The organism is Acinetobacter sp. ANC 4636 (assembly GCF_054454555.1).
This window is the reverse complement of record NZ_JBTKVD010000022.1, coordinates 1-20,611: the sequence shown is the minus strand read 5'-3', so window position 1 is coordinate 20,611 and position 20,611 is coordinate 1. Positions and strand designations below refer to the sequence as shown.

The following is a 20,611-nucleotide window of genomic DNA, read 5'->3' as shown; positions in this document are numbered from 1 at the left end:
AAGCAATGTTACCCAAGCGGTCTTGATGACATCAGCGATCTTTTGATTAAAAAAATCAATTCCATTCTGATGAGTATCATTATCAATTAATATAATTAAAGTATTTGAATTTATTTGAGTTTTTAAAAATATGATTGAAGACTTTCATGTATTCAATATGATTTTAAAATGGTCTAAATCCACACTCAAAAATCCAAACCATTAGGATGTTAGATGAGTTTTTATTTAAATCCAAAATATTGATCTCTAGAGTTCACTTTTTTCAAAATTTTAGTTTTTTTAGCAAATTTATTATACAATTTAAAAACCTATGGATCAGTCAATGGACTCTAAAATGACTCAATCTTTCAATAAGCTAGATTCAGTTCCGCAAGATCTGCAAAAAGAAAGAAAAGTGAGTCCAACCCGCCAACAGAAATTTCTGGAACGTAAAAATAATATTTTAATGATGGCTGAGACTTTACTATTAGAAAATAATCAGGAAATCAGCTTAAACGATATAGCATTAGAACTGGATATTGCCAAAGGTACAATCTACAAGCATTTTAAAAGTAAAAATCAATTATATCTTGAGCTAATTATCTTAAACGAAAAGAGATTATTGGAAATTTCCAAAAAATATAATCATGACATTAAAGTCTATGTGTTTAAGTACATGTTATACAATATGTTAAATTCCAGTAGAACAATTTTATTGCATAATATTGAAGAGCGCCTAACCAATAATGAGCGCAATCTAAAACCCCTGTTTGAAGAATTATACAAAATACGCGAAGAACGAATTATTGAAATCAAGGATATTACCAAAGACTATCTTCATCTTTTGAATAGCAATATGTCAATTCGTGATTATCTGTCTTATATCTGGACAGTCACTTATGGCGCATCATTATTATTAAATTCAACCTATTATCAAAAATCAATCGGTTCCCGTGAGCGTTTGGTCAAACTGTATATTGATCAGGCATTGATGATTCCCGACCGTTTAACCTCATTGGACTTGCATTAATCGATTGAGTAGTCACAGACACTAAATTCTTTCATAACGACTTACACTCTTTCCATCTTTCTCCCATAGAAAGATAGAGAGGCTTATGAAAAGAATATTATGATGATGTATTACAATGATTTTTAAACCATATATTTGATTTTATTTATTTTCTATTTTAAAAACCGAATGACTCAATTTACAAAAAGCTCACCCATGTAGAGCGAGCTTTTTTGTAGATCAATACTGTCAGTGCAATTATTGCAATGGTGAAACAGAGGTTGGTAATGCAATAATTGACTTCATTTGATGTGTCAACCATTGTGGCCCACCTTTAGGTGGCCAAATACCATCAGCCACAGATTTCGCACGAATTTCTGAACGTTCATTTAACGATGCGTATGGCCAAATACTCACAATTCGCGGTGTTCCATCCAGTGCATACATTGCAACGGTCAATTTCGAATATTCAGTACGGGTCGGTACCGCATTTTTCCACGCTTCAAGTACATGAGGTACGCCACCATGTTTGAGTTCATAAGTGCGAATTTCATACACAGGGCCAAATTTTCCTTGCTCAATTTCTGGTAAAAAATCAAATCCTGCAAAATGCTCAACTGAATAATCAATGATATTTTCACTTGAGTTAAATAAATTTTCTTGAGTTGCTAAACGAGCATCTTCAGCATCTTGATCTTCTTTAGTATCAAAACCACGTAAAACAACAACTTGGTTTAACTGACCGATATCTGAAAACCATACACCAAATAATGTTCCTTTTACTCCACTTGCAGCATAGTATTCCTGAATACCTTGAGCCACTATGCCTGCTGTACCCATTTTGATGGTGATATTGATTAATTCATAAAGTTTCATGCGGATTGACGCTCCTGCTGTAAATTTTGTGGCTGAGTTAAAGTTGCATTTTCATTTGTATTTTCGCGTAGCTTTCCTGCTGCAAATTGAGCAATTCTCCACGCAAAAACCATTGCTGGACCAAGGGTTGTGCCAGGTCCTGGATAAGTTCCTTTGAAGATTGAAGACAAGTCATTACCACAGGCAAACAAGCCTTGAATCACTTGGTTGTTTTGATCGAGAACCCGACCAAATTCATCGCCTGCCAAACCACCACTACTGGCACAGTCCATCGGAATCACTTCAAGTGCGTAGTAAGGCCCTGTTTCCAGTTTGCCTAAACATGGGTTTGGTTGAACTTCAGCATCACCGTTAAAGCGGTTCATTACCCCTGTGCCTTTAGCAAAATCTGTATCGACACTTTGCTCAACGAAATGGTTATAACGTTTAACGGTTTGCTCTAAGTTATTCGGGTTGATCCCCACTTTTTGTGCAAGTTCTTGAAGGGTATCTGCTGCATATAAATATTTTTCACGTAAAAAATAATCGAGTTTTTTTGCACCAGGAAGCACAAAACCTAAGCCATATTTTTGAATAGCCGTATGATCACAAATCAGATAAGACTTAATTTTGTCTTTACCTTGATTTGATGCAATTTGTGCCATACAGAAATCATGATAAGAATCTGCTTCATTCACGAAGCGCTTACCATCTGTATTTACTGCAATCACACCTGGTTTTGCGCGATCTAAAATAATATGCGGCCAAATGGCTTTATAACCATCTTTATGGGTATGAATGGAACATGGAAAATACAAAACGCTACTCTCTACAGATGGATCAAGCTTTGCCCCAATTTGCATTGCTGTTATTAGACCATCACCTGTATTCGACATTGGGGAAAGTGACTCTTCGATTAACCCTTTAGGGAATAATTTTTGACGTAACTTTTGATTCCAACCGATGCCGCCTGTTGCTAAAACAACACCTTGATGAGTTCTTACAGTAACGGTTTTTCCATTTCGTGTAATTTTTGCACCTGTAATTTTTCCATTTTCAACTATCAGTTCTTGTAATGGCGAATCTAACCAGACAGGCACATTTTTTTGTTTAAGGTTATAAAAAAGGCTGCCGACCAGAGCATTACCCATCACCAAACGGGTACCCCTTGGATAACGTAACCGTGACAGGAAGTAAGGCAAAACAACGCTCATCGTAGTCATAAAATTTTTGCCTGATGAAAATGGCTTTAACAAGGCATTCAATTCATTACGATTCACCATCATCCCTCCCAAGCCCATAAACTCAGGGCGTGGTGGACGTACATATTTAAAGTCTGAACCCAATACACTTGCATCAAATTCAGCAGGTGCGAAGGCGCGCCCGCCAACCGCTTCACCAGGTTGATTTTTGACATAATCAGGATGAGCAAGGCAAACATTCAGTTTTACGGATGTTTTATCTTCTAATTCTTGAATCATTTTGGGACTAGAAGCTAAAAATGCTTCACGGATTTTTTCCCCGCCACGATCTGCAACCACTGATTTTAAAAAGGCTCGTGCATCTTCAATATGATCAGGTACACCTGCTTTCTGGCTTTGTGCTGTCCCAGGTGCCCAAATCGTACCTCCTGAAGTTGCAGATGTTCCTCCGACTTGACTGGCCTTTTCGCACAACAAGACATCTAGTCCGTTTAATTTTGCAAATAATGCAGCAGACATTCCCGCAGCACCAGCACCAATGACCAATAAATCAACAACCTGTTCCATGTCATTTTTCCTTTTGCTTGCCTGTTTTATGCTTTCTTCGTATGAGCTTGTTTAACCAAATGATTTGCTGCGATATAACCAAATGTCATTGCGGGTCCTAAGGTAATTCCACCACTTGGATATTGCCCTCCCATGATAGAATTCATGTCATTACCCACGGCATATAAGCCTTGAATCGGTAAGTGCGTGTTTTTATCGAGAACGCAAGCATCATTGTCTGTAATTAATCCTGCAAAAGTACCTAAACTGCCAGGAACAATTTCAACCGCATAAAAAGGACCTTTTTCAATTGGCGCAATACATGGATTAGGTTTTTGCTCATGATCGCCTTGTGCTTTTTGGTATGGTGTTGTGCCACGACCAAATTCACGATCTACGCCTTTATGTGCATCAACGTTATAGTTCACGATGGTATTTTTGAATGTCGTGACATCTATTTGGCAAATTTTTGCCAAACTTTCGATGCTATTCGCTTGTTTCAAATAACCATTATCAATCCAAGGTTGCATGGAGATGGGAAATGGCTTGACTGCACCTAAGCCATATCGCCGAATAAACTTATGGTCACAAATTAGCCAGCAACGTGCCAAATCACCTTTTTGTGTATGTTTAAATAAGTCTTTAATAAATGCAGGATAAGAATCGCCTTCATTGGTAAAGCGTTTTCCAGTTGGAAGTACCGCAATTAATCCTGGTTTACCACGTTCAACCAGATGTGGAAAACGACCTAATGTGCCATCCAAACGAGGCATAAGTGATACAGGTGCCCATGCAGCATTGCATGACAAGGTGGTATCAACTTCTGCACCGACACTTTCAGCAAGTTTTAAACCATCACCTGTATTAGTTTCAGGCGCAGCCGAAAAATGTGGTGTACCATCAGCAACATGCTGAAATAGTTTAAGTTTACGTTCATCATCATGTGGAAAACCGCCTGTTGCCAAAACCACACCATGTTTTGCCTTGATCTGAACTAAACCTTCAGGTGTTTTAAAAATAGCCCCTGAAACTTTGCCATTTTCATCGATTAATTGCGTTGCTGAGTGATTCGCCAATAACTGAACATTCTGATCTAAGGCAGATTTCAATAATCGTGCAACTAAGGCATTGCCATTTACAATTTGTGTGGAACGATGTCGAAATAACAAATCGAAAAAATGCCGTAGCACACGTTTAGTCGCGTAAAGAAATGAAGGCACTGCATTAAATGTATTAATAAAATGCTTCATATCTACACCTGAAGCAATCCCCATTCCCCAAACGGTGGTTTCTGGAATAGCAGGTTTTAATAAATGTAAGTTTGAACCTAATTCACGCCCATCAAATGGTGCAGCAACGATAGAACGCCAACCGACACGCGAACCTTCCAGATTAAAAAAATCAGGTACAGCAGCACCAATATTAAATTTCACACTGCTTGATTTTTCAAAAAAATCAACCATTTCAGGTGCTTTAGTCACATAAGTATGAATACGTGATTCATCGTATTTTTCACCAAGCACATTTTTAAGATATTGTTTCGGTGTTTCAATCGGCTCAGCTTGCCCAGCATGCTTTGCCTGTGGTGTATTAGGAATCCAAAGCCAGCCACCTGAAACCGCAGTGGTTCCACCAAATACGGTTGCTTTTTCAGCAACGATAACATTTAAACCCTGAGTTGCCGCGGTCACTGCAGTAGAAAGTCCACCTGCCCCAGAACCGATGACCAAAACATCACATTCATATTGATGGCGGAACTTTGCCGTCAAAGCAGTAAAATCGTGTTGAGTTGACGCGTTCATAAACTACCCCGCTGCAGTGTCCATTTGAGCGAGTGCAACAAGTTTTTTCATTGCCTCTAAATTTATTCGGGCACGTTCAAGTGCAGGTAACTTGGTCAGTTCTAAATTTGGAACTTCTGCTGCCAAGGTTAAATCGTTAGGTAATGCCGCAATTAAAGCCACCAAATCAATCTCACCTTGTCCTGGAACCAAGCGGTTTGAACGCGCAACTTTGATTAAGCCTTCATGACTCAGATCATAATTAGCTAAACCATCACAAAGCTGAACATAGTTCATGCGTGATTTAGGCAATGCCTTGACTTGTTCAATTGTTGAGTCAGAACGATCAAAATGCAGAGAATCAATTAAAATGGCTGCATTACTTTGAGCAGATTGTTCAACGATGAAATTCGCTTGCTCTAGATTTTTAACATCAGTCCATGGCATAAATTCCAAATCACAGCTCAAACCGTATTGATTTGAAAGTTCACAAAATTGTGCAAAGTTCTCAATTAGACGGTTCTGTTCAGGATCATTGCCTGCAACTAAAATATGTTTTGCATCTAGTCGTTGTGCGACTTCTAAAAACTGTAGATATTTTTTCCCATTAAAGTCAGGCGTCAGACGTATGATTTCTACATCAGCAACCTGCACACCTGTATCTTTAAGTGCTGCCACGGTTTCAGACACAACGTTTGCATCGGTTAAAATAGGATAGCCAGCTTCGTTGGGTGCAGCAGGCAAAAGACGTAACCCGACTTTTGCATAGCCACACTCTGCTGCAATTTTGACTGCTTCCACTGGAGCAACATCAGCAACAGTCAAAAATGAAAGTGAATACTGACGCTTAGGTACATTTTTTTGTGGATCAAGCTGCATCATGTTTCATGTCTCCATTGCCAGAGCCATTTCCAAGTAAATAATTCACCATCAAATCACGGACTTGAACAAACATTTCTGTACCCATCACCACGGTACAACCCAATTCCAAAGCTTTAGAAATAAAAGGGGTTTTTTCAGGACTCGTCACGACATCGGCAACTGACATTTCAGAGGTCAATTGATCGAGTAGGTACGCTGCAGATGGATCACCATTCATGCCCATGGGTGTTGCATTGACCACAACATCGAAACCTGAAGGGTCATTATTGTGGGCAATGACTTTGCCTTGACCTAAAGCATTTAAATGTTCAACCAATTGTTGCTGGCGAGTTGTCTCTACATCAAAAATAGCCAGTTCAGCCACACCAGCCATTAACAGTTCATACGCTATCGCTTTGCCAGCACCACCTGCACCTGCCAAAATGGCACGTTTATCTTTAAGTTGAATATGTTTAGCTTTAATGGCTTGTATCATGCCTGTACCATCCAGCATGTCACCTTCCCAACCTGCCACCGTTCGACGCATGGTATTGACAGCACCAATAAACTTGGCGCGGTCAGTCACTTGATCACAGCATTGCAGCGCAGTGATTTTGTGTGGAACGGTCACAATCAAACCATCGGTATTGAGCATATTTTTAGTGTTTTCAACAAAGGCTGGAAAATGATCTGGATGCACATCTGCTGGAGAAACAATTGCATTTAAACCTTTGTTGATTAGCTCTTGAGTCACGCCTTCAGGTGATTTCACCTGTTTAATTGGATGCCCAACCACAAAATAAAGACGAGTAGATCCATTCAATTGAATATCCATAATTCAATATCCTTTTAAAATAAGCAGGTTAGGTTAAAATTTACGTTTAAGAGTGTGTCTTAGATCTGAGCGTTATCAAGCTCTCGTTGCTGTATACGTTTAGGGGAATAAATAAGTTTCATTAACATCAGGGCGGTAATGATGCCGACCGTCGGCAAACATAAAATCAGGAAGATTTTACTGGCAGCCCAGCCTAGGCTTAAGAAATAGGCACCTACAAAAGCACTTGCGACTGCACCCAAACGTCCGATTCCGTGCATCCAGCTATTACCTGTTGCTCGAGCAAAGACGGGATAAAATGAACTTGAAATACTATTCATACCCGCATTAGCACCATTCATCCACATCCCAATGAAGAAACACATGGTGCTATACAACATGAAGTTATGCCCAGCATCCCCAACAAAAACCATGAATACAACCGCAAGTGCATATGCGAACACTAAACCAAGATGCGGGTTGACTTTATCCATAAGATAGCCGCATGCAATACAGCCAATCGGTCCACCAAGCTGATAAATAGCTGTAATCAAAGAAGCTTCTTTAATGCTAAAACCAAATTCATGAGTCATCATGGGTAACCAGCTACCTAGTAGATAAACCACAAACAATCCCGATGCGTAACTCCACCACAGTAAAAAGCTTCCTATGAGATAAAATGGACTCAAGACAGTTTTAACAGGGTTATCTACTGTATCTGTCTTCGGTTGAGGTAATACAAATACGGTGTTACGAGTATCAAAATTCGGTGCCATTTTATGAATAATGGCATCAATTTCTTCTTTAGGATGCTGCTTAAGTACCTTATAACCAATAGATTCAGGTAATTTAAAGATTGCAATGGTCGCAAGCAAAATTGGTAAGATGCCTCCAATAATCATCATGGCATGCCAGTTAAAATGAGGAATCACCCAAGCTGCGAGAAAACCACCAATCGCAGCACCAATGGTGAAGCCACTTAAAATAATCGTCACTAAGCGACCATTCACTTTCATCGAAGAATAATCTGTGACCAAGGTCACTGCTTGAGGCATAACACCGCCCATAAACAGCCCCGCAATAAAACGAAACATCATCAACTCTGTTACGTTTGTAGAAAGTGCTGCCAGTAAGGTAAATACACCAAAACCAAGCAGGTTTGTAATCAAGAGTTTTTTACGCCCGAATTTGTCGGCTAAAGGCCCTGAAATGACAGCGCCGACTGCTAAACCGATTAAAGCCGCGCTCATGACTGGTGCGAGATCAGTGGTACTGATGCCCCATGACTGTTTGATCACAGGGGCAACAAATCCCATGACCGAGATATCAATACCATCGACAACAACGATCATTAAGCATAAGAAAATAATCATTTTTTGCATAGGAGAAATACGATTTTCATCGATAAAATCCCGTAAATTGACTTGTTGAGTCATGCACTTTTTCCCTCAGTGTTCGCCAGTAAAATATGCGTTTTCCATCGCATGACTGGTTGTTGTTATCCATTCAGATTCTGAACTTTTAAAGAACTCAGAAACGACCTTTTCTGAGTTAAGCGATTTATCTCATCTGTATTTAAGATAGAATCTAATCGTACTATAATCGGTTTTTTAAATTTTTGGAACACTGTTCCAAAAAATAATATCAGGATTTTTATGCTCAGCAATAATGATCGTTCTTTACTCATCCTTGAGGCACTATTAAAAGAAGTGAATGGATGCGCACTTAGCCAACTTGCGGTTGATCTGGATATTCCTAAATCTGCCATGCACCGCATTCTGACAGCGATGAAAGAGATGGGTTATATCTATCAGGATGAATCCTCACAGCACTACAAACTTACCCTTAAAATTGCCTCAATGGGTTTAAGTTACTTATCCTCTCGTTCTATTACTGAAACCTTTCAGCCATATCTGACTGAACTTGCTGAAACCTCCGCTGAGTTGGTTCGTTTAGGTCTGATTGAAGATGAGAAAATCATTTGGATTGGTAAGGCACAAGGTGCTAAATCTGGTCTAAAATATGACCCAGATTCAGGAAATGTCGCCTACTTGCCCGCATCTGCATGCGGTCTTGCCTACCTCTCTGCTCTAAAGCAAGATGATTTTTCCCGCCTTGTGGAACGTGAAGGTTTTGATAAAGCCAAAAACTTTGGACCCAATACACCTAAGACACTTAACGAACTAGAAAAAATCGTTCAAGCATCCAAACAACGAGGTTATGGCATCATCAGCGATACGTATGAACTGGGTATGTCTGCCATGGCACGAATTATTATCAATCCTCACACAGGCAAACCTTTTGGAACGGTAAGTATTGCTGGCCCGTCTGTCCGTCTCAATCAAAAACGTATTGAGGAACTCGCTCCCGCTCTGATTGCAACCGCCGATAAAATTTCTTCCATTATTGATTTGATCCATATTTAATTTCATACATACGGATTGTCTTTTCCGCATTGGAGAAGGCAATCCGTACATGTCCTATCTATAAAAATTTCCCTATCTTTCACCTAACAAAATACTGTTTTTTATAAGTTTATTTATAAAAAACCAATAAAGGCTTAACTTTGAATTTAATTTGATAGATGAGCCAAATAATCGTTGCCATAAGCAGAATTGAAATTAGCCACAAAGTAACAATAAGCCCCATATACTCAATCAAATAACTTGAAAAGATTACAGGCCAAATCGTTCCCTGATATGCGATAAATAAATAGCTTGAAAAGATCAAAGGATTTTTTTCAAGATCTATAATTTTCCCAATAAAATAATACGCAGCACTTAGCGAGAACCCGTGCCCTATCCCTGTCAATAAAATACTCAGGAATAAAAAGGTCATGCCATGTTCAATTTCTGCAACCACAAGACTTATTGTTCCGAGCAACAATGCTGCCAAACCATAGGATAAAACATCAATTTCTTTCAAAGACTTACAGAATAGCTGGCTCAGTACTGAAACAAACAAAATGATAGAAATAGAAAACCCTGTAAATGTCGCTGAGGAGTGAATAGCCAGGTTTCGTATAAACGTTCCAGCCAAAGCAGCATACAAGCTGAATGCTCCAAAACTACACAGCGCTGAAATACTGCATATCCAGAAAATTTTACGGCATGCTACTTGGGGTAAAATTAAACCTTCAACTTTAAGTACTTCAATCCATTTATGTTTTTTTTCTGGCTGGATTTTAGGCTGAACCCAAAACACACTGAGTAAAACGACTCCAGAAAATATTGCCATAATCCAGTAAGGATCTGCCAATGGATGATGGGTATGATCTGCCAAGATGCCTCCAAGTAAAGGACCTAAAGCAAAGCCCAATATGGTAATCATGGAGGTTAATTTTTCTGAAAGCATTTTGTTTCTAAAAGGATACTGATCTTTAAGACCCACCATTGCTGCTGTCGTAATGAGACCAGAAGCAATTCCAATTAAAAACCGAGAAAAACTCAACAGCCAAATCGATAAAGCAAAGGCTGATAAAATCATACCAATAATGCTTAGGCTAAAACTGACAACAATAACCTGCTTATAGTTATAAATCGCATTCAATTTACTTAAAAATAGCAGTGAAAAGACCACACCAAGCATATAAGCAATAAAGATATACCCCACTTGTGAAGTCGTAATTCCCCAAACCTGCTCATAAATTGCATAAAGAGGACTTGCTAATGCCGTACTCACGGCTGCAAGGCATAGCGCAAAACTAATAATCATGTATTGCATACTAGAACTTGGCGTTTGCATCAGTTAAACCAAAAATGACCTTTAAGTCGATTTTAATCAAAAGTGACCTACAGGTCAATTTATGTTACATTAAGTTGATGTAGACGATTATTGAATACGTTATGGAAAAACCAAGAACCCGCGGCCCAAGTATTGAAAAAACACAAGAAACGCGACATAAAATTCTCGATGCTGCACTGCAATACTTTATTCAGGAAGGGTTTGCGCGAAGTAAAATTTCAGATATTGCAAAACACGCAGAATTGGGCAAAGGAACTATTTATTCTTATTTTGAAACCAAGGAACAATTGTTTGAAGGTGTCATTGATGCGTTCATGAATGAGTCTTTTCGCCCGATTAAAGCGCATGAAATTCAAGATGATGAATCAGTATATGACTTCATTTGCAAAAAAATTGTGCCGAGCGTTTTAACCTTAGAATCTACAGGTCGTGCCGATATGGCACTGCTCATTTTACGTGAAGGGAAAAATTTCCCCAGTATTTTACAAACCTATTGCAACAAGATTTTTTTACCAATCCAACATGAGCTACAGCAACTCGTTGAACTGGCAATACAACGTCAAGAGCTCCCTGCTCACATTAATCCGAAGTCCTTTGCATTACTGATTGTCAGTCCAATGTGGATGGGCATGATTCATAATCACATCCTTAATTCGAATGAAGTCTTACAATTAGATCAATTATTTAAAGAGAATTTAAAGCTTTTATTTCACTCGTGAACTGCTGTTTGAATAGACTTCATTCATGATGATTTATCTGCTCTTTGTTTTTTCAACATAGAAAAATAAAGGATTCATGCAAGGTGCCGCGGTGAACAAGCATTTCTTGCTCATTTTCTTTCAAACATCTGCGGCTTAATCCTAAACAGATTTTAGGTAGAATCGTTGTGTTTTGTTCTCGCTCTCATCAGAACAAAGCAAAGAGAACATCATCAGCAACCCGCGCAGGCTCTAATTCCCTATTAAATATATTGTCAAATGGTGGAGCTGTTAACTTGCCAAGATCCGAAAATCAGGATGCAATTGCTGCCAGTGCATTTTTAGTTTTTCTTTATGAACTGTTGACATAGGAAGATCGGCTAATGCTTTTGGCCATAGTGTTCGCGCCTGAGCCATAACATCATGCAACTGTTTTTCAATGACTCGCCAAGGAACCCCTACTTTCTCTGCCCATTGCTGAAAGTGCTTCATTTCCGCTAAATACCAGTCCTTATTTTTGGCAAGGTTCAAGGCAAAGTGTCGCTCATTTTCAATATAGACACTGGTCATTAAAATATCATAGGCAGGTGAAAATCTGGGTGTACGCGCGTCGGGGTAGATCATGCTCCAGTTCTTTAAATGTGCATCGCCATTTGCCAGTAAGATATTGATCAAAATACGACTGGCAAATTGTTGAATATCCACAATTTTATTTCCAGAATACTGATAAATAATTTGACCTATCTGCTCATAATTGGTGGTGCTATATTTTTGGTGTGGATACGCCCCAAAAATCTGAGCGAAATCTTCAATATGAATTCGCTCTGTGGTCTGATCAGTGCTGTGCCGGTCAAATCTTTTGATTGCAAACGCATATTGTTCTTGGGGCAAATTCAGCACGGGTAAATCCTGTAGACATGCTATATCCACCAGTTGAATCTCTGGAATCTCGATTCCTGCCATTTCAGCAAGCATCATGATCGAATATTCATTCAGTGGCACAAAAGCATGCCGTGTGGAAGGCGTTTTGATAATCCAGTCCCCAAGTAAAGCCGACTCTGCCCCATGTGCCAAAGTAAAACGCCCATCTTGAGCTTTCATGGAAAACTTCATCTGCACGCCTGCAAGCGAAAACTTATTATCTGTTTGTAGCTCTTGCGGTGTGACTTGATCAGTATTTGAGATCTGAAGCTTGTATTTTATAGCATCTGGAATTTCATCAAGATTTGCCTGTGTTGCAAGCAATGCACCCGATAGGTCATGTCCCAAAGCAGCCAGCAACTGAAATTCATTATCAATATGGAGTTTCAAACTGCTGGCAATCAGCTCTCGCAATGCTCCTTCAGGCAATAAGTTCGATAGCAATGGATGTAAGCGCTGATGCGTTACGAAGGTCTTTTCCAAGATTTTTTCGGATTGTGGATGTACAGGCGAAGTTAACACACTCAGTGTTGGGCGTTGTGAATCCAACCGAAAGGCATCGGTAAAAACCAGAATATTCTTTCCGTTCTGAAACCCTGCCAAGTATCCGATTACGACGTGGTGTAATATTAATTTCAGAACGCGGACGCTATTCATGATTCAGCATCTCCCAGTAGACCTTTCCACGGGTTAGTCATTAAATCATCCTGATCTTCAATGCTGATTTTAATTTCATCATTTAACAACTGTCTGATCAGATATGCTTTATCGTCAGGAATCAGCATCAACTGCGCATTGAGCCCTGCGGCAACAATTTCCAGCGTATCCAAGCGTGGATTACCCTGACTTTCCAGTTTTTGGTATTGCTGCCGCGATATGCCTGTACGAGATTGCATATCTGCTTGCTTAAATCCAAGTTGGATGCGTCTTCGTTTAATTTGCCGAAGTAAAGGCTCATTCATGGTAGATACTTTGATTGATTTTTTAATTCACCAAGCAATATATTAGTTTCTTTTCTTTAATAAAGCAATTTATTAGTTGCTTTTATGAAAAATGTAAGCGTTCTGGAGTTTATTGATGAGCATTCAATCATGATTTGAAAATAGAAAGATATTGATTGATCGCCTTTCATAAAACGATTTAAAATTAACCAACACATCTAAATTTTTATTAAATTCGTGTATTTACCCAGTTTTCAGTATTTTCTACTTATTGTTCCTACTTGCTTAATTTTAATAGGCTGTACTTTTATTGTCGGGTATCTGATGTTCCATGCTCCCAAATATTTATTTTGGTGCGGGATCGGATATATCTTGCCATCTAGTGCATTGGGCATTCAGAGCCTTATGACAAATGAGCAAATGACTCTGACAGCTCCATGGATCGGAATTTTATATCTTTGTGGTACTTGGGCTTTAACCCATGGAATAAGACTAAAAGTAAAAGCGAAATCCTGTTTTTTAGCCTCATTACTGTTAGTTTTATGTGGTATCTGTTTACTGGGCTATCTATCATATATTGATCAAAAATTCTGGTTGAGAATGCTGACCATCAACTTTGTCATCACTTGCCTCTTGGCGATGGTCGTGCCAGGCGTTTATTCTTATTTCAAACAGGTGTCTTTATTAGGTAAAATTTTCTGTTTCAGCTACTTTTTCTTAACAATTTACAATGCCATAAGATTTTTAGTCATTCTCTTCTACCTTCAAGATATCGACGCCACCAATTTATCGTTCTCAAATTGGTGGATGTTAATGCTGGCGGTTAATATTATCTTAAGTATCTGGTTTGCAATAATTATTGTAGCCACAACCGTCAAAGAACAATTCACCTTACTCAATCATGAACGCTATCAGGATCCTCTGACCAAACTCTACAATCGCAGAGGATTTTTTGAAAAAACTGGGACACTAATTAAAAAATATCAGATAACTCATTTATATATTGTCATGTGTGATATCGATCATTTTAAAAAAATTAATGATACTTGGGGGCATGCTATAGGAGATAAAATTCTATGTGAGATCGGGCATATATTAAAAGATAGCGTTCGCGAAGAAGATTTAATTGCCAGATTTGGCGGTGAGGAATTTGTCATCATGGTTAAGTGCTCAAACTATGCATCAACCATAAAACTCGTAAATCGGATACGCGATAAAATCGAAAAACAGTCATTTACCGAGAATTGTATTGACGTGACTGTGAGCTTTGGAATTGCTGAAATACAAAGTCATACACAACTGATGGAAGCGTTGGAACTGGCAGACCAGCGACTTTACGCTGCAAAAAATAATGGTCGAAATCAAGTTTGTTTTCATTAACCCGCCAGATGCCATTTGAAATTTTGTATCAATGAACGGTCTATACTTTAACTAATAAAGAATGACCATCCTGCTGCGCCATTTTTACCATAGACTGTACCCATTTTTCTCGCTGAGCAGCACTTGCGCCACGTATCGGACCAATATAATTCGTTTTGACTTTTGTAATGCCACAGAATTGCAAGGTTGCTTGTTTAAGCTGCCGAGTACTTGGCTCGCCAAAATACCATTTGTAAGTCCAACCTGATTGATCTAAGGTCGTCACAATTCTGGCTGTTTTATTTTGTAGATGCCCACGAATCCGATTGCTTTTATCATAATAACTAAATGCCATAGAAGGCAGAAAAACACGGTCAATAAAACCTTTTGTAATCGCAGGAAGCCCTCCCCACCAAACAGGAAAAATCCAGACAAGATGATCCGCCGCCATGATTTTTTCCCAAGCCTCAACCAAATCGGGTTCTAAATTCATTCTTTTTTCATAGCCATATTTTAAATTCAAGTCAAAATTCAATTGACCTATTTCAATCACATCAACCCATATCCCCTGTTGAGCAGCTGAATCAACATAAGCATGTGCCAGTGCATGATTAAAACTGGTTACAGAAGGATGGCCATTGATCACAACGATTTTTTTTATTGAATTTGAAATATTCATGATTTTCTCTAAATTTTTAAAATTATAATTTCAGATATCAAATGATATTTGAAATATAGATAGCAAACCTATCGCATAAAATTTAAGATAGCAAGTGATATTTAGAATTTAATCACAGTTATGGAACACGCTAAAATATCTCGTGATGAGAAACAAATACAGACTCGATTACAGTTAATCAATGCAGGATTGCATTTGATTTCTGAACAAGGATATCGTGCTGTATCCATCAGAAATATCTCAAAATATGCGGGATATACTCAAGGTGCTTTTTACTCGAATTTTAGTCATAAAGAAGAGTTCTTACTCACACTGATGAAAAGTCAGTTTGAGAAGGAAAGTGCTCAATTAGAAAATATCATGTGTCAAATCGATTCGGATTTTCCTTTATTACTAGAAAAACTTGAACTCTGGCTAACTGATTTTTTTCAAAATGATGAGTGGTTAAAGATTTCAATCGAACTACAGCTGTATGCAGCACGTGAAGAAAGTTTCGCTGCTGAATATAAACAAGTCTGGCAGGCTCATCACGAACAAATTGCTAAAATCTTGATTCAACTTTTCTCACACTACAAACAAGTTGACGCAGAACAGCTTGAAGCCAAAATCTTGGAAATTATTTCATTAAGTTATGGTTTAGCTCTGCAATACATGATTTTTAAAGATGACCTCAACAAATACATTCAAATTATTACTCAGCGTTTGATTGGGCAAATTTAATGGCTTGATCAAGCTTTTTTCAACGAAATAAATTAGACCAGATTGATAAGTATTTTTGATCATTTCAATCTGTTAAAAGTAAAAGATCACTGTGTCAGTAACCTGCTTAAAGTTGCGCATGATCTGGATTTATTTTTTATTCACAACTTGTTAAGGTAGATTTTGTTTAACTTGAGTTTGCTTATGTCTACCGAACGCGATTATCAGCGTATTGCTCAAGCAATTGAATATATTCATCAAAACTTTATGCAGCAACCAAGTCTGGCTGAAATTGCAGCACAAGTACATTTAAGCCCTGCACACTTTCAGCGTTTATTCAGCCAGTGGGCAGGCACCAGTCCAAAAAAGTTTTTGCAATATACCAGCTTGGCATATGCTAAACAGGTGCTGCAACATAGCAGCCAAAATGCAATTTTAGAAGCGACTTATGCAACCGGGTTATCGAGTAGCAGCCGCTTACATGATTTGTTTATTCAAATTGAAGGAATGACTCCTGCCGAATATCAACAAGGCGGCAAGCAGCTAACCATCAAACACTGGGTTTATGATACCCCCTTTGGTGCAGCGTTTATTGCATCAACTGCAAAAGGTATTTGTGCTTTAAGTTTCGATACCCCCATGCTTGCGCTACAGCAGTTACAAATACAGTTTCCAAATGCAGATTTCCAGCAGATGCAGGAGATCAAACAGCAACAGGCATTGGCAATTTTTATGCAGAATGAAGCCTGCCTGTCACAATTAAAACTGCATTTAAAAGCCAGTGAATTTCAACTCAAGGTTTGGGAAAGTTTATTAAAAATTCCGCAAGGTGAGCTATGTAGTTATGCCAGTATTGCCCAACAGATTGGTCAGCCCAAAGCCTCGCGTGCTGTTGGCACTGCGATTGGACGCAATCCTGTGGCATTCTTAATTCCTTGCCATCGAGTGATTCAGGCATCTGGTGTATTGGGTGGTTATCGTTGGGGCATCACCCGTAAAGCAGCCATCATTGCATGGGAAGCAGCACAACAACAGCCATAGTTCAAAATATTTAAACAACGGTATTCAGTATTTGAATATAATTTTTTAATATACCTATCTGAGGGAGTATTTAACTTTCAATAACAGCAGAAGTATAAGAGCAAGAAAACATATTCTAAATCTAGTAAAAATATACGATACCTGTTCGTTCCCCTCCTTTCCTCATGATTTTTCTCGAATTATTTTTTCTGAGCAAACTTGAAACCTATTTTCACAATAGCATAAGGACAATAAAATGGCGGATGAAAGAAGTTTATTCTATAGAACACTTCTTAATTGAGAAGTGTTCATTTTAATGATGGTGACTCCTTGATTCATCTGACTTATTTCCCTCTATAGTAGAAACTCAAGGAGCGTATAGATCAGGATGAAAAGGTTTATTGAAGAGTAATTTGTACTCGACGGTTTGGTTGTAAACATGATTTCAGCTGTGCTTTTGGCATATTCGCTGAACATGTTGCTCCTGAATGATCTGATCCTGCACCATAACTTCGAATCAATTGTGGTGAAATCTGGTGACTTATTAGATAGTTTTCTATCGTTTTTGCTCTTAATATAGACAACTGAGCATTATATTTTTCACTACCTAATTCATCAGCATACCCAACAATTTTAATATCTTTAAAATTGTATTGTTTTAAAGTCATCAGCAGTTTTTCCAACTCAGCCTGACTTTCAGGCAACAAATCAGATTGCTTATACATGTTAAATAAAAAGAATACATTTACAGCATTTTGAGCTAGAGCATCTTTATGAGATGCTAATTGCGAGCAACCCTCCCCTTTCCAGTTCATTTTTTGAGCAACGCCATGTCTATCAAAAAGAATATTTAATTGACAACGCATATATTCATCTACATTTGGTTTTTTTATATCAAGCACATAATTCCATTGGCGAACTGAAAAAACACCTTCATTAAAATGCGGATTACCTAAAATATTTCTAATTTGATCTTTATTTAAACCGTTATTTAATAAAATAACTGATTCAATATTATAGCGTTTTACTTGTTTTAAATAACTTTTATCTATAGATGGAAAATTAGGGTCAGATGGACTATTTTCCTCGGCTGCGATAGCTGGTAAAGCACATAGACATAGTAAACTTGATAATAAAATTTTATATCTATTCATTTTTAAATTCCTATATTCATAAAATAAAAAAGGAAGAGATATCTCTCTTCCTTAACGCATCAGAATTAGTCGATTACGCCTGAAATGCCTACACGGAATAATGGATCGCCTTGTGAACCCGCTGCAACTCCACCAGACATAGACCAACGGCCATTATCTGCTGTACGACGCAGGGTGACACCGATTGCACTTTCACCGTTATAAGCAGACGCACCTGCCGCATAAGTAAACTTGCCTGCAATATAAGGTGCATTTTCTAATGCAGCTGTAGCAGCAATACCTGCGGATAATGTTTTTTCAACTTTATTAATCCGATTATTGGTTGAGGTAAATGCCTTCTCTAGATTCTGTTCTACATTTGCTACTCGATTATCAACAGCGGTTAATGCACTACCGACATTGTTATAAGAACCACCTGCAACCGAATATGTTGGCGCTGAAACATTCCCTGTTGTTGTATCTACTGCTGAACCACCACCTAAATAAGTTGCTACATTTGAATTTGTAGTATAAAGCTGGCTACCATTTACAGCATCCGTTGAGGTACTTGATACCGTACCTGCCTTGACACCTGTAACTGTACGATTACCATCAGCACCAGCAACACTTACCGTCGTACCACCCGTGTCTTTGCCTACAGTAATCGTATCTGTGTTCGTTGCTTGTTGAACTAAACCAGCCTTACCACTTGTTACATTAGTAATGCTTTGTTGCAATCCACTAATATCGCTCGTGTTTTGGTCAACCTGCTGTTGAACATTCCATAATTGTCCACCATTTACAGCATCTTTAGAGCCTTGTGCAACAGTACCGTCCGCTACATTGGAGATGGTCGTACCATTTGCACCCGCCAACGTAATACTGCTTTTTGTAGTGCTGTTATCATATTTAACCGCTGAGCTATCTGTTGCTTGTACAGAAGCTGCAACAGCATCCAATTGACCTTTATTGACTGCATCTTGAGCATTTACACCATCAGCTACATTGGTAATGCTTGTGCCGCCTGCATTAATGCCTGAAGTGGTAACACTTGGTCCACCTGTAATAACTAAACCTGTATTACCTAAGCTGACATTACTGCCAATAGAAACACCTGCGTTATTTATTACAGTATTACCTGTAGTTACACTATCTAGTGTCAAATCTTTATTTAAGCTAACAGCAAGATTACCTTCATTGCTGGTTGAGGTATCAAGTGCGACATTAATATTATTATCGCCCGTGAATTTAACAATACCATTTGGCTTAATTTGCTGTGTTGATCCATTTGCAGATAATGTCCAACCTGCATTTGCGGTATTATTAGCCGTTACAATTGCTTGATCTAATGCATTTAATGCACCTAAAACTGTCGTCTGTGTTGTACCTGCAACTGAGTATGTTGGGTTAGAAATTGATCCATCAGCATTAAAAGAAGCTCCTCCACCAAGAATATTGGCTACAGATGCTCCAGCGTTACTCAAACTGTTACTTACGCCAGTGACTGCATTATCGACTGCTTTAAGCTGTGCCACATTGACTGCATCACTGTTTTGTGTACCTGCTGCAACACCAGTAATCTGGCGATATACTCCGTTTGATGCATCACCTACAGCAACAGCTCCAGTCGTTGAAGTTGTTGCATTAATCGTAGCGATATCAGCATTAGATGCCAAACTAGATGCATATCCAGATACTCCAGCACCTGTCGTTGCTGCTGAATTTGTACCTAAAACAACTGAACCTGCAACCGTTTTCGTCACGTTATTGCCAAGTACAAAAGTATCATCTGTGCTAACCGTATTATTGTTACCTACAGAATAACTATTATTACCATTAATAATCGTTGGGTCACCAATTGCTCCTGAATTATTACCGTTAACAATATTACCTACACCAATTGCAATAGATTGATCACCAACAGCACGGCTCTGTGTACCAATTGCGATACTATCTTGACCAGTTGCTAAAGAATCATCTGATGAAGAATTCACACGGAAATATTTTGTGCCAAGATTAGTTTCTTGTAACTTCTTAACTTCTGTATTTAAGGCTAAGATTGCTCCTGAAACACTTTCAGCCCCTGTACTACCTTTCGAAGCTGAAAGTTTAGTACCGTTCAAATCTGTCTGTTCACTTTGTGTATTGACAGCATTATAACCATCAATATTGTATGCATTGGTTGCTGCTGCTCCAGCTCCAGAACCATTAATGTTAACGCCCAAAAGTTGATTAATCTGAGCAACATTTACAGCATCTGTATCATGTGTACCTGCAGAAACATTAGTGATTCTGGTATTCGCTGCATCAATGCCTGCTGAAGTCACGCTTGGGCCGCCCACAATGCTGAAACCATTGGCACCATAGTTA

The 20,611-nt window shown here is 38.5% G+C and carries 18 protein-coding genes; 6 read left to right on the top strand and 12 right to left on the bottom strand.

The features are described 5' to 3' along the window. The first annotated feature begins 394 nt into the window (after window positions 1-394). Window positions 395-1,009, top strand: a complete 615-nt coding sequence (locus ACX1N5_RS14860; protein WP_035365673.1) for a TetR/AcrR family transcriptional regulator — start codon at window positions 395-397, stop codon at window positions 1,007-1,009. A 237-nt stretch (window positions 1,010-1,246) separates the two neighbouring features. On the opposite strand, the gene ACX1N5_RS14855 is transcribed toward ACX1N5_RS14860, so the two are convergent. Genes ACX1N5_RS14855 through ACX1N5_RS14830 form a run of 6 tightly spaced genes read right to left on the bottom strand, consistent with a single transcriptional unit; the run spans window position 1,247 to window position 8,483 of the window. Beyond that, the gene (locus ACX1N5_RS14855) at window positions 1,247-1,864 is read right to left on the bottom strand and encodes an NIPSNAP family protein (RefSeq protein ID WP_458803315.1); all 618 of its coding nucleotides are present in this window, start codon (window positions 1,862-1,864) and stop codon (window positions 1,247-1,249) included. Beyond that, window positions 1,861-3,612, bottom strand: a complete 1,752-nt coding sequence (locus ACX1N5_RS14850) for an FAD-dependent oxidoreductase (RefSeq protein ID WP_458803313.1) — start codon at window positions 3,610-3,612, stop codon at window positions 1,861-1,863. The genes ACX1N5_RS14855 and ACX1N5_RS14850 overlap by 4 nt, the downstream gene beginning before the upstream one ends. Window positions 3,613-3,638: 26 nt before the next feature. Then, a complete protein-coding gene (locus tag ACX1N5_RS14845) occupies window positions 3,639-5,393 on the bottom strand; it encodes an FAD-dependent oxidoreductase (protein ID WP_458803311.1) in 1,755 nt (584 codons plus the stop codon). A 3-nt stretch (window positions 5,394-5,396) separates the two neighbouring features. Beyond that, complete coding sequence (locus ACX1N5_RS14840; protein ID WP_458803309.1) at window positions 5,397-6,254, bottom strand: sugar phosphate isomerase/epimerase family protein; 858 nt, start codon at window positions 6,252-6,254, stop codon at window positions 5,397-5,399. Beyond that, window positions 6,241-7,068 carry a shikimate dehydrogenase family protein gene (locus ACX1N5_RS14835; RefSeq protein WP_458803307.1) on the bottom strand — a complete coding sequence of 276 codons (828 nt, stop codon included), beginning with the start codon at window positions 7,066-7,068 and terminating at the stop codon, window positions 6,241-6,243. The genes ACX1N5_RS14840 and ACX1N5_RS14835 overlap by 14 nt, the downstream gene beginning before the upstream one ends. Before the next feature lie 59 nt (window positions 7,069-7,127). After that, window positions 7,128-8,483, bottom strand: coding sequence for an MFS transporter (locus ACX1N5_RS14830; protein ID WP_458803306.1), 1,356 nt, complete (start codon window positions 8,481-8,483; stop codon window positions 7,128-7,130). Between the two features lie 219 nt (window positions 8,484-8,702). Between ACX1N5_RS14830 and ACX1N5_RS14825 the strand changes: the two genes are divergently transcribed. Beyond that, window positions 8,703-9,473: an IclR family transcriptional regulator gene (locus tag ACX1N5_RS14825; protein WP_458803304.1), complete on the top strand. Its 771-nt coding sequence runs from the start codon at window positions 8,703-8,705 to the stop codon at window positions 9,471-9,473. Window positions 9,474-9,582: 109 nt separating this feature from the next. On the opposite strand, the gene ACX1N5_RS14820 is transcribed toward ACX1N5_RS14825, so the two are convergent. Beyond that, the gene (locus ACX1N5_RS14820; protein ID WP_458803302.1) at window positions 9,583-10,791 is read right to left on the bottom strand and encodes an MFS transporter; all 1,209 of its coding nucleotides are present in this window, start codon (window positions 10,789-10,791) and stop codon (window positions 9,583-9,585) included. 101 nt (window positions 10,792-10,892) lie between these two features. Between ACX1N5_RS14820 and ACX1N5_RS14815 the strand changes: the two genes are divergently transcribed. Continuing rightward, window positions 10,893-11,510, top strand: a complete 618-nt coding sequence (locus ACX1N5_RS14815; RefSeq protein ID WP_116730908.1) for a TetR/AcrR family transcriptional regulator — start codon at window positions 10,893-10,895, stop codon at window positions 11,508-11,510. Between the two features lie 270 nt (window positions 11,511-11,780). On the opposite strand, the gene ACX1N5_RS14810 is transcribed toward ACX1N5_RS14815, so the two are convergent. Together ACX1N5_RS14810 and ACX1N5_RS14805 are read right to left on the bottom strand one after the other, a co-directional pair. Beyond that, on the bottom strand, window positions 11,781-13,067 hold the full coding sequence (locus tag ACX1N5_RS14810) for a type II toxin-antitoxin system HipA family toxin (RefSeq protein WP_458803300.1): 1,287 nt from the start codon (window positions 13,065-13,067) through the stop codon (window positions 11,781-11,783). Further along, window positions 13,064-13,372 carry a helix-turn-helix transcriptional regulator gene (locus tag ACX1N5_RS14805; protein ID WP_131382111.1) on the bottom strand — a complete coding sequence of 103 codons (309 nt, stop codon included), beginning with the start codon at window positions 13,370-13,372 and terminating at the stop codon, window positions 13,064-13,066. Before ACX1N5_RS14805 ends, ACX1N5_RS14810 begins: the two co-directional genes overlap by 4 nt. A 384-nt stretch (window positions 13,373-13,756) precedes the next feature. Between ACX1N5_RS14805 and ACX1N5_RS14800 the strand changes: the two genes are divergently transcribed. Beyond that, window positions 13,757-14,731: a GGDEF domain-containing protein gene (locus ACX1N5_RS14800; RefSeq protein WP_458803298.1), complete on the top strand. Its 975-nt coding sequence runs from the start codon at window positions 13,757-13,759 to the stop codon at window positions 14,729-14,731. Between the two features lie 40 nt (window positions 14,732-14,771). On the opposite strand, the gene ACX1N5_RS14795 is transcribed toward ACX1N5_RS14800, so the two are convergent. Beyond that, window positions 14,772-15,389, bottom strand: a complete 618-nt coding sequence (locus ACX1N5_RS14795; RefSeq protein ID WP_458803296.1) for an NAD(P)H-dependent oxidoreductase — start codon at window positions 15,387-15,389, stop codon at window positions 14,772-14,774. 120 nt (window positions 15,390-15,509) lie between these two features. Here ACX1N5_RS14795 and ACX1N5_RS14790 point away from each other — a divergent pair, with 120 nt between their 5' ends. Both ACX1N5_RS14790 and ACX1N5_RS14785 read left to right on the top strand, forming a co-directional pair. After that, window positions 15,510-16,109, top strand: a complete 600-nt coding sequence (locus tag ACX1N5_RS14790) for a TetR/AcrR family transcriptional regulator (RefSeq protein ID WP_131382114.1) — start codon at window positions 15,510-15,512, stop codon at window positions 16,107-16,109. A gap of 183 nt (window positions 16,110-16,292) precedes the next feature. Then, window positions 16,293-17,129, top strand: coding sequence for a bifunctional transcriptional activator/DNA repair enzyme AdaA (locus tag ACX1N5_RS14785; RefSeq protein ID WP_458803294.1), 837 nt, complete (start codon window positions 16,293-16,295; stop codon window positions 17,127-17,129). 377 nt (window positions 17,130-17,506) lie between these two features. On the opposite strand, the gene ACX1N5_RS14780 is transcribed toward ACX1N5_RS14785, so the two are convergent. Both ACX1N5_RS14780 and ACX1N5_RS14775 read right to left on the bottom strand, forming a co-directional pair. Next, entirely contained in the window at window positions 17,507-18,262 is a 756-nt protein-coding gene (locus ACX1N5_RS14780) for an OmpA family protein (protein WP_458803292.1), read from the bottom strand. 65 nt (window positions 18,263-18,327) lie between these two features. Next, window positions 18,328-20,611, bottom strand: a 2,284-nt coding sequence (locus ACX1N5_RS14775) for a YadA-like family protein (RefSeq protein ID WP_458803290.1), incomplete at its 5' end; no start/stop codon positions are given.

Bases quoted from the DNA above. Each gene is read 5' to 3' on its own strand.
- ACX1N5_RS14825 (WP_458803304.1), top strand. From the start codon at position 8,703: ATGCTCAGCAATAATGATCGTTCTTTACTCATCCTTGAGGCACTATTA.
- ACX1N5_RS14805 (WP_131382111.1), bottom strand. From the start codon at position 13,372: ATGAATGAGCCTTTACTTCGGCAAATTAAACGAAGACGCATCCAACTT.
- ACX1N5_RS14855 (WP_458803315.1), bottom strand. From the start codon at position 1,864: ATGAAACTTTATGAATTAATCAATATCACCATCAAAATGGGTACAGCA.
- ACX1N5_RS14840 (WP_458803309.1), bottom strand. From the start codon at position 6,254: ATGATGCAGCTTGATCCACAAAAAAATGTACCTAAGCGTCAGTATTCA.
- ACX1N5_RS14785 (WP_458803294.1), top strand. From the start codon at position 16,293: ATGTCTACCGAACGCGATTATCAGCGTATTGCTCAAGCAATTGAATAT.
- ACX1N5_RS14830 (WP_458803306.1), bottom strand. From the start codon at position 8,483: ATGACTCAACAAGTCAATTTACGGGATTTTATCGATGAAAATCGTATT.
- ACX1N5_RS14820 (WP_458803302.1), bottom strand. From the start codon at position 10,791: ATGCAAACGCCAAGTTCTAGTATGCAATACATGATTATTAGTTTTGCG.
- ACX1N5_RS14850 (WP_458803313.1), bottom strand. From the start codon at position 3,612: ATGGAACAGGTTGTTGATTTATTGGTCATTGGTGCTGGTGCTGCGGGA.
- ACX1N5_RS14790 (WP_131382114.1), top strand. From the start codon at position 15,510: ATGGAACACGCTAAAATATCTCGTGATGAGAAACAAATACAGACTCGA.
- ACX1N5_RS14780 (WP_458803292.1), bottom strand. From the start codon at position 18,262: ATGAATAGATATAAAATTTTATTATCAAGTTTACTATGTCTATGTGCT.
- ACX1N5_RS14800 (WP_458803298.1), top strand. From the start codon at position 13,757: ATGACAAATGAGCAAATGACTCTGACAGCTCCATGGATCGGAATTTTA.
- ACX1N5_RS14845 (WP_458803311.1), bottom strand. From the start codon at position 5,393: ATGAACGCGTCAACTCAACACGATTTTACTGCTTTGACGGCAAAGTTC.
- ACX1N5_RS14810 (WP_458803300.1), bottom strand. From the start codon at position 13,067: ATGAATAGCGTCCGCGTTCTGAAATTAATATTACACCACGTCGTAATC.
- ACX1N5_RS14795 (WP_458803296.1), bottom strand. From the start codon at position 15,389: ATGAATATTTCAAATTCAATAAAAAAAATCGTTGTGATCAATGGCCAT.
- ACX1N5_RS14835 (WP_458803307.1), bottom strand. From the start codon at position 7,068: ATGGATATTCAATTGAATGGATCTACTCGTCTTTATTTTGTGGTTGGG.
- ACX1N5_RS14815 (WP_116730908.1), top strand. From the start codon at position 10,893: ATGGAAAAACCAAGAACCCGCGGCCCAAGTATTGAAAAAACACAAGAA.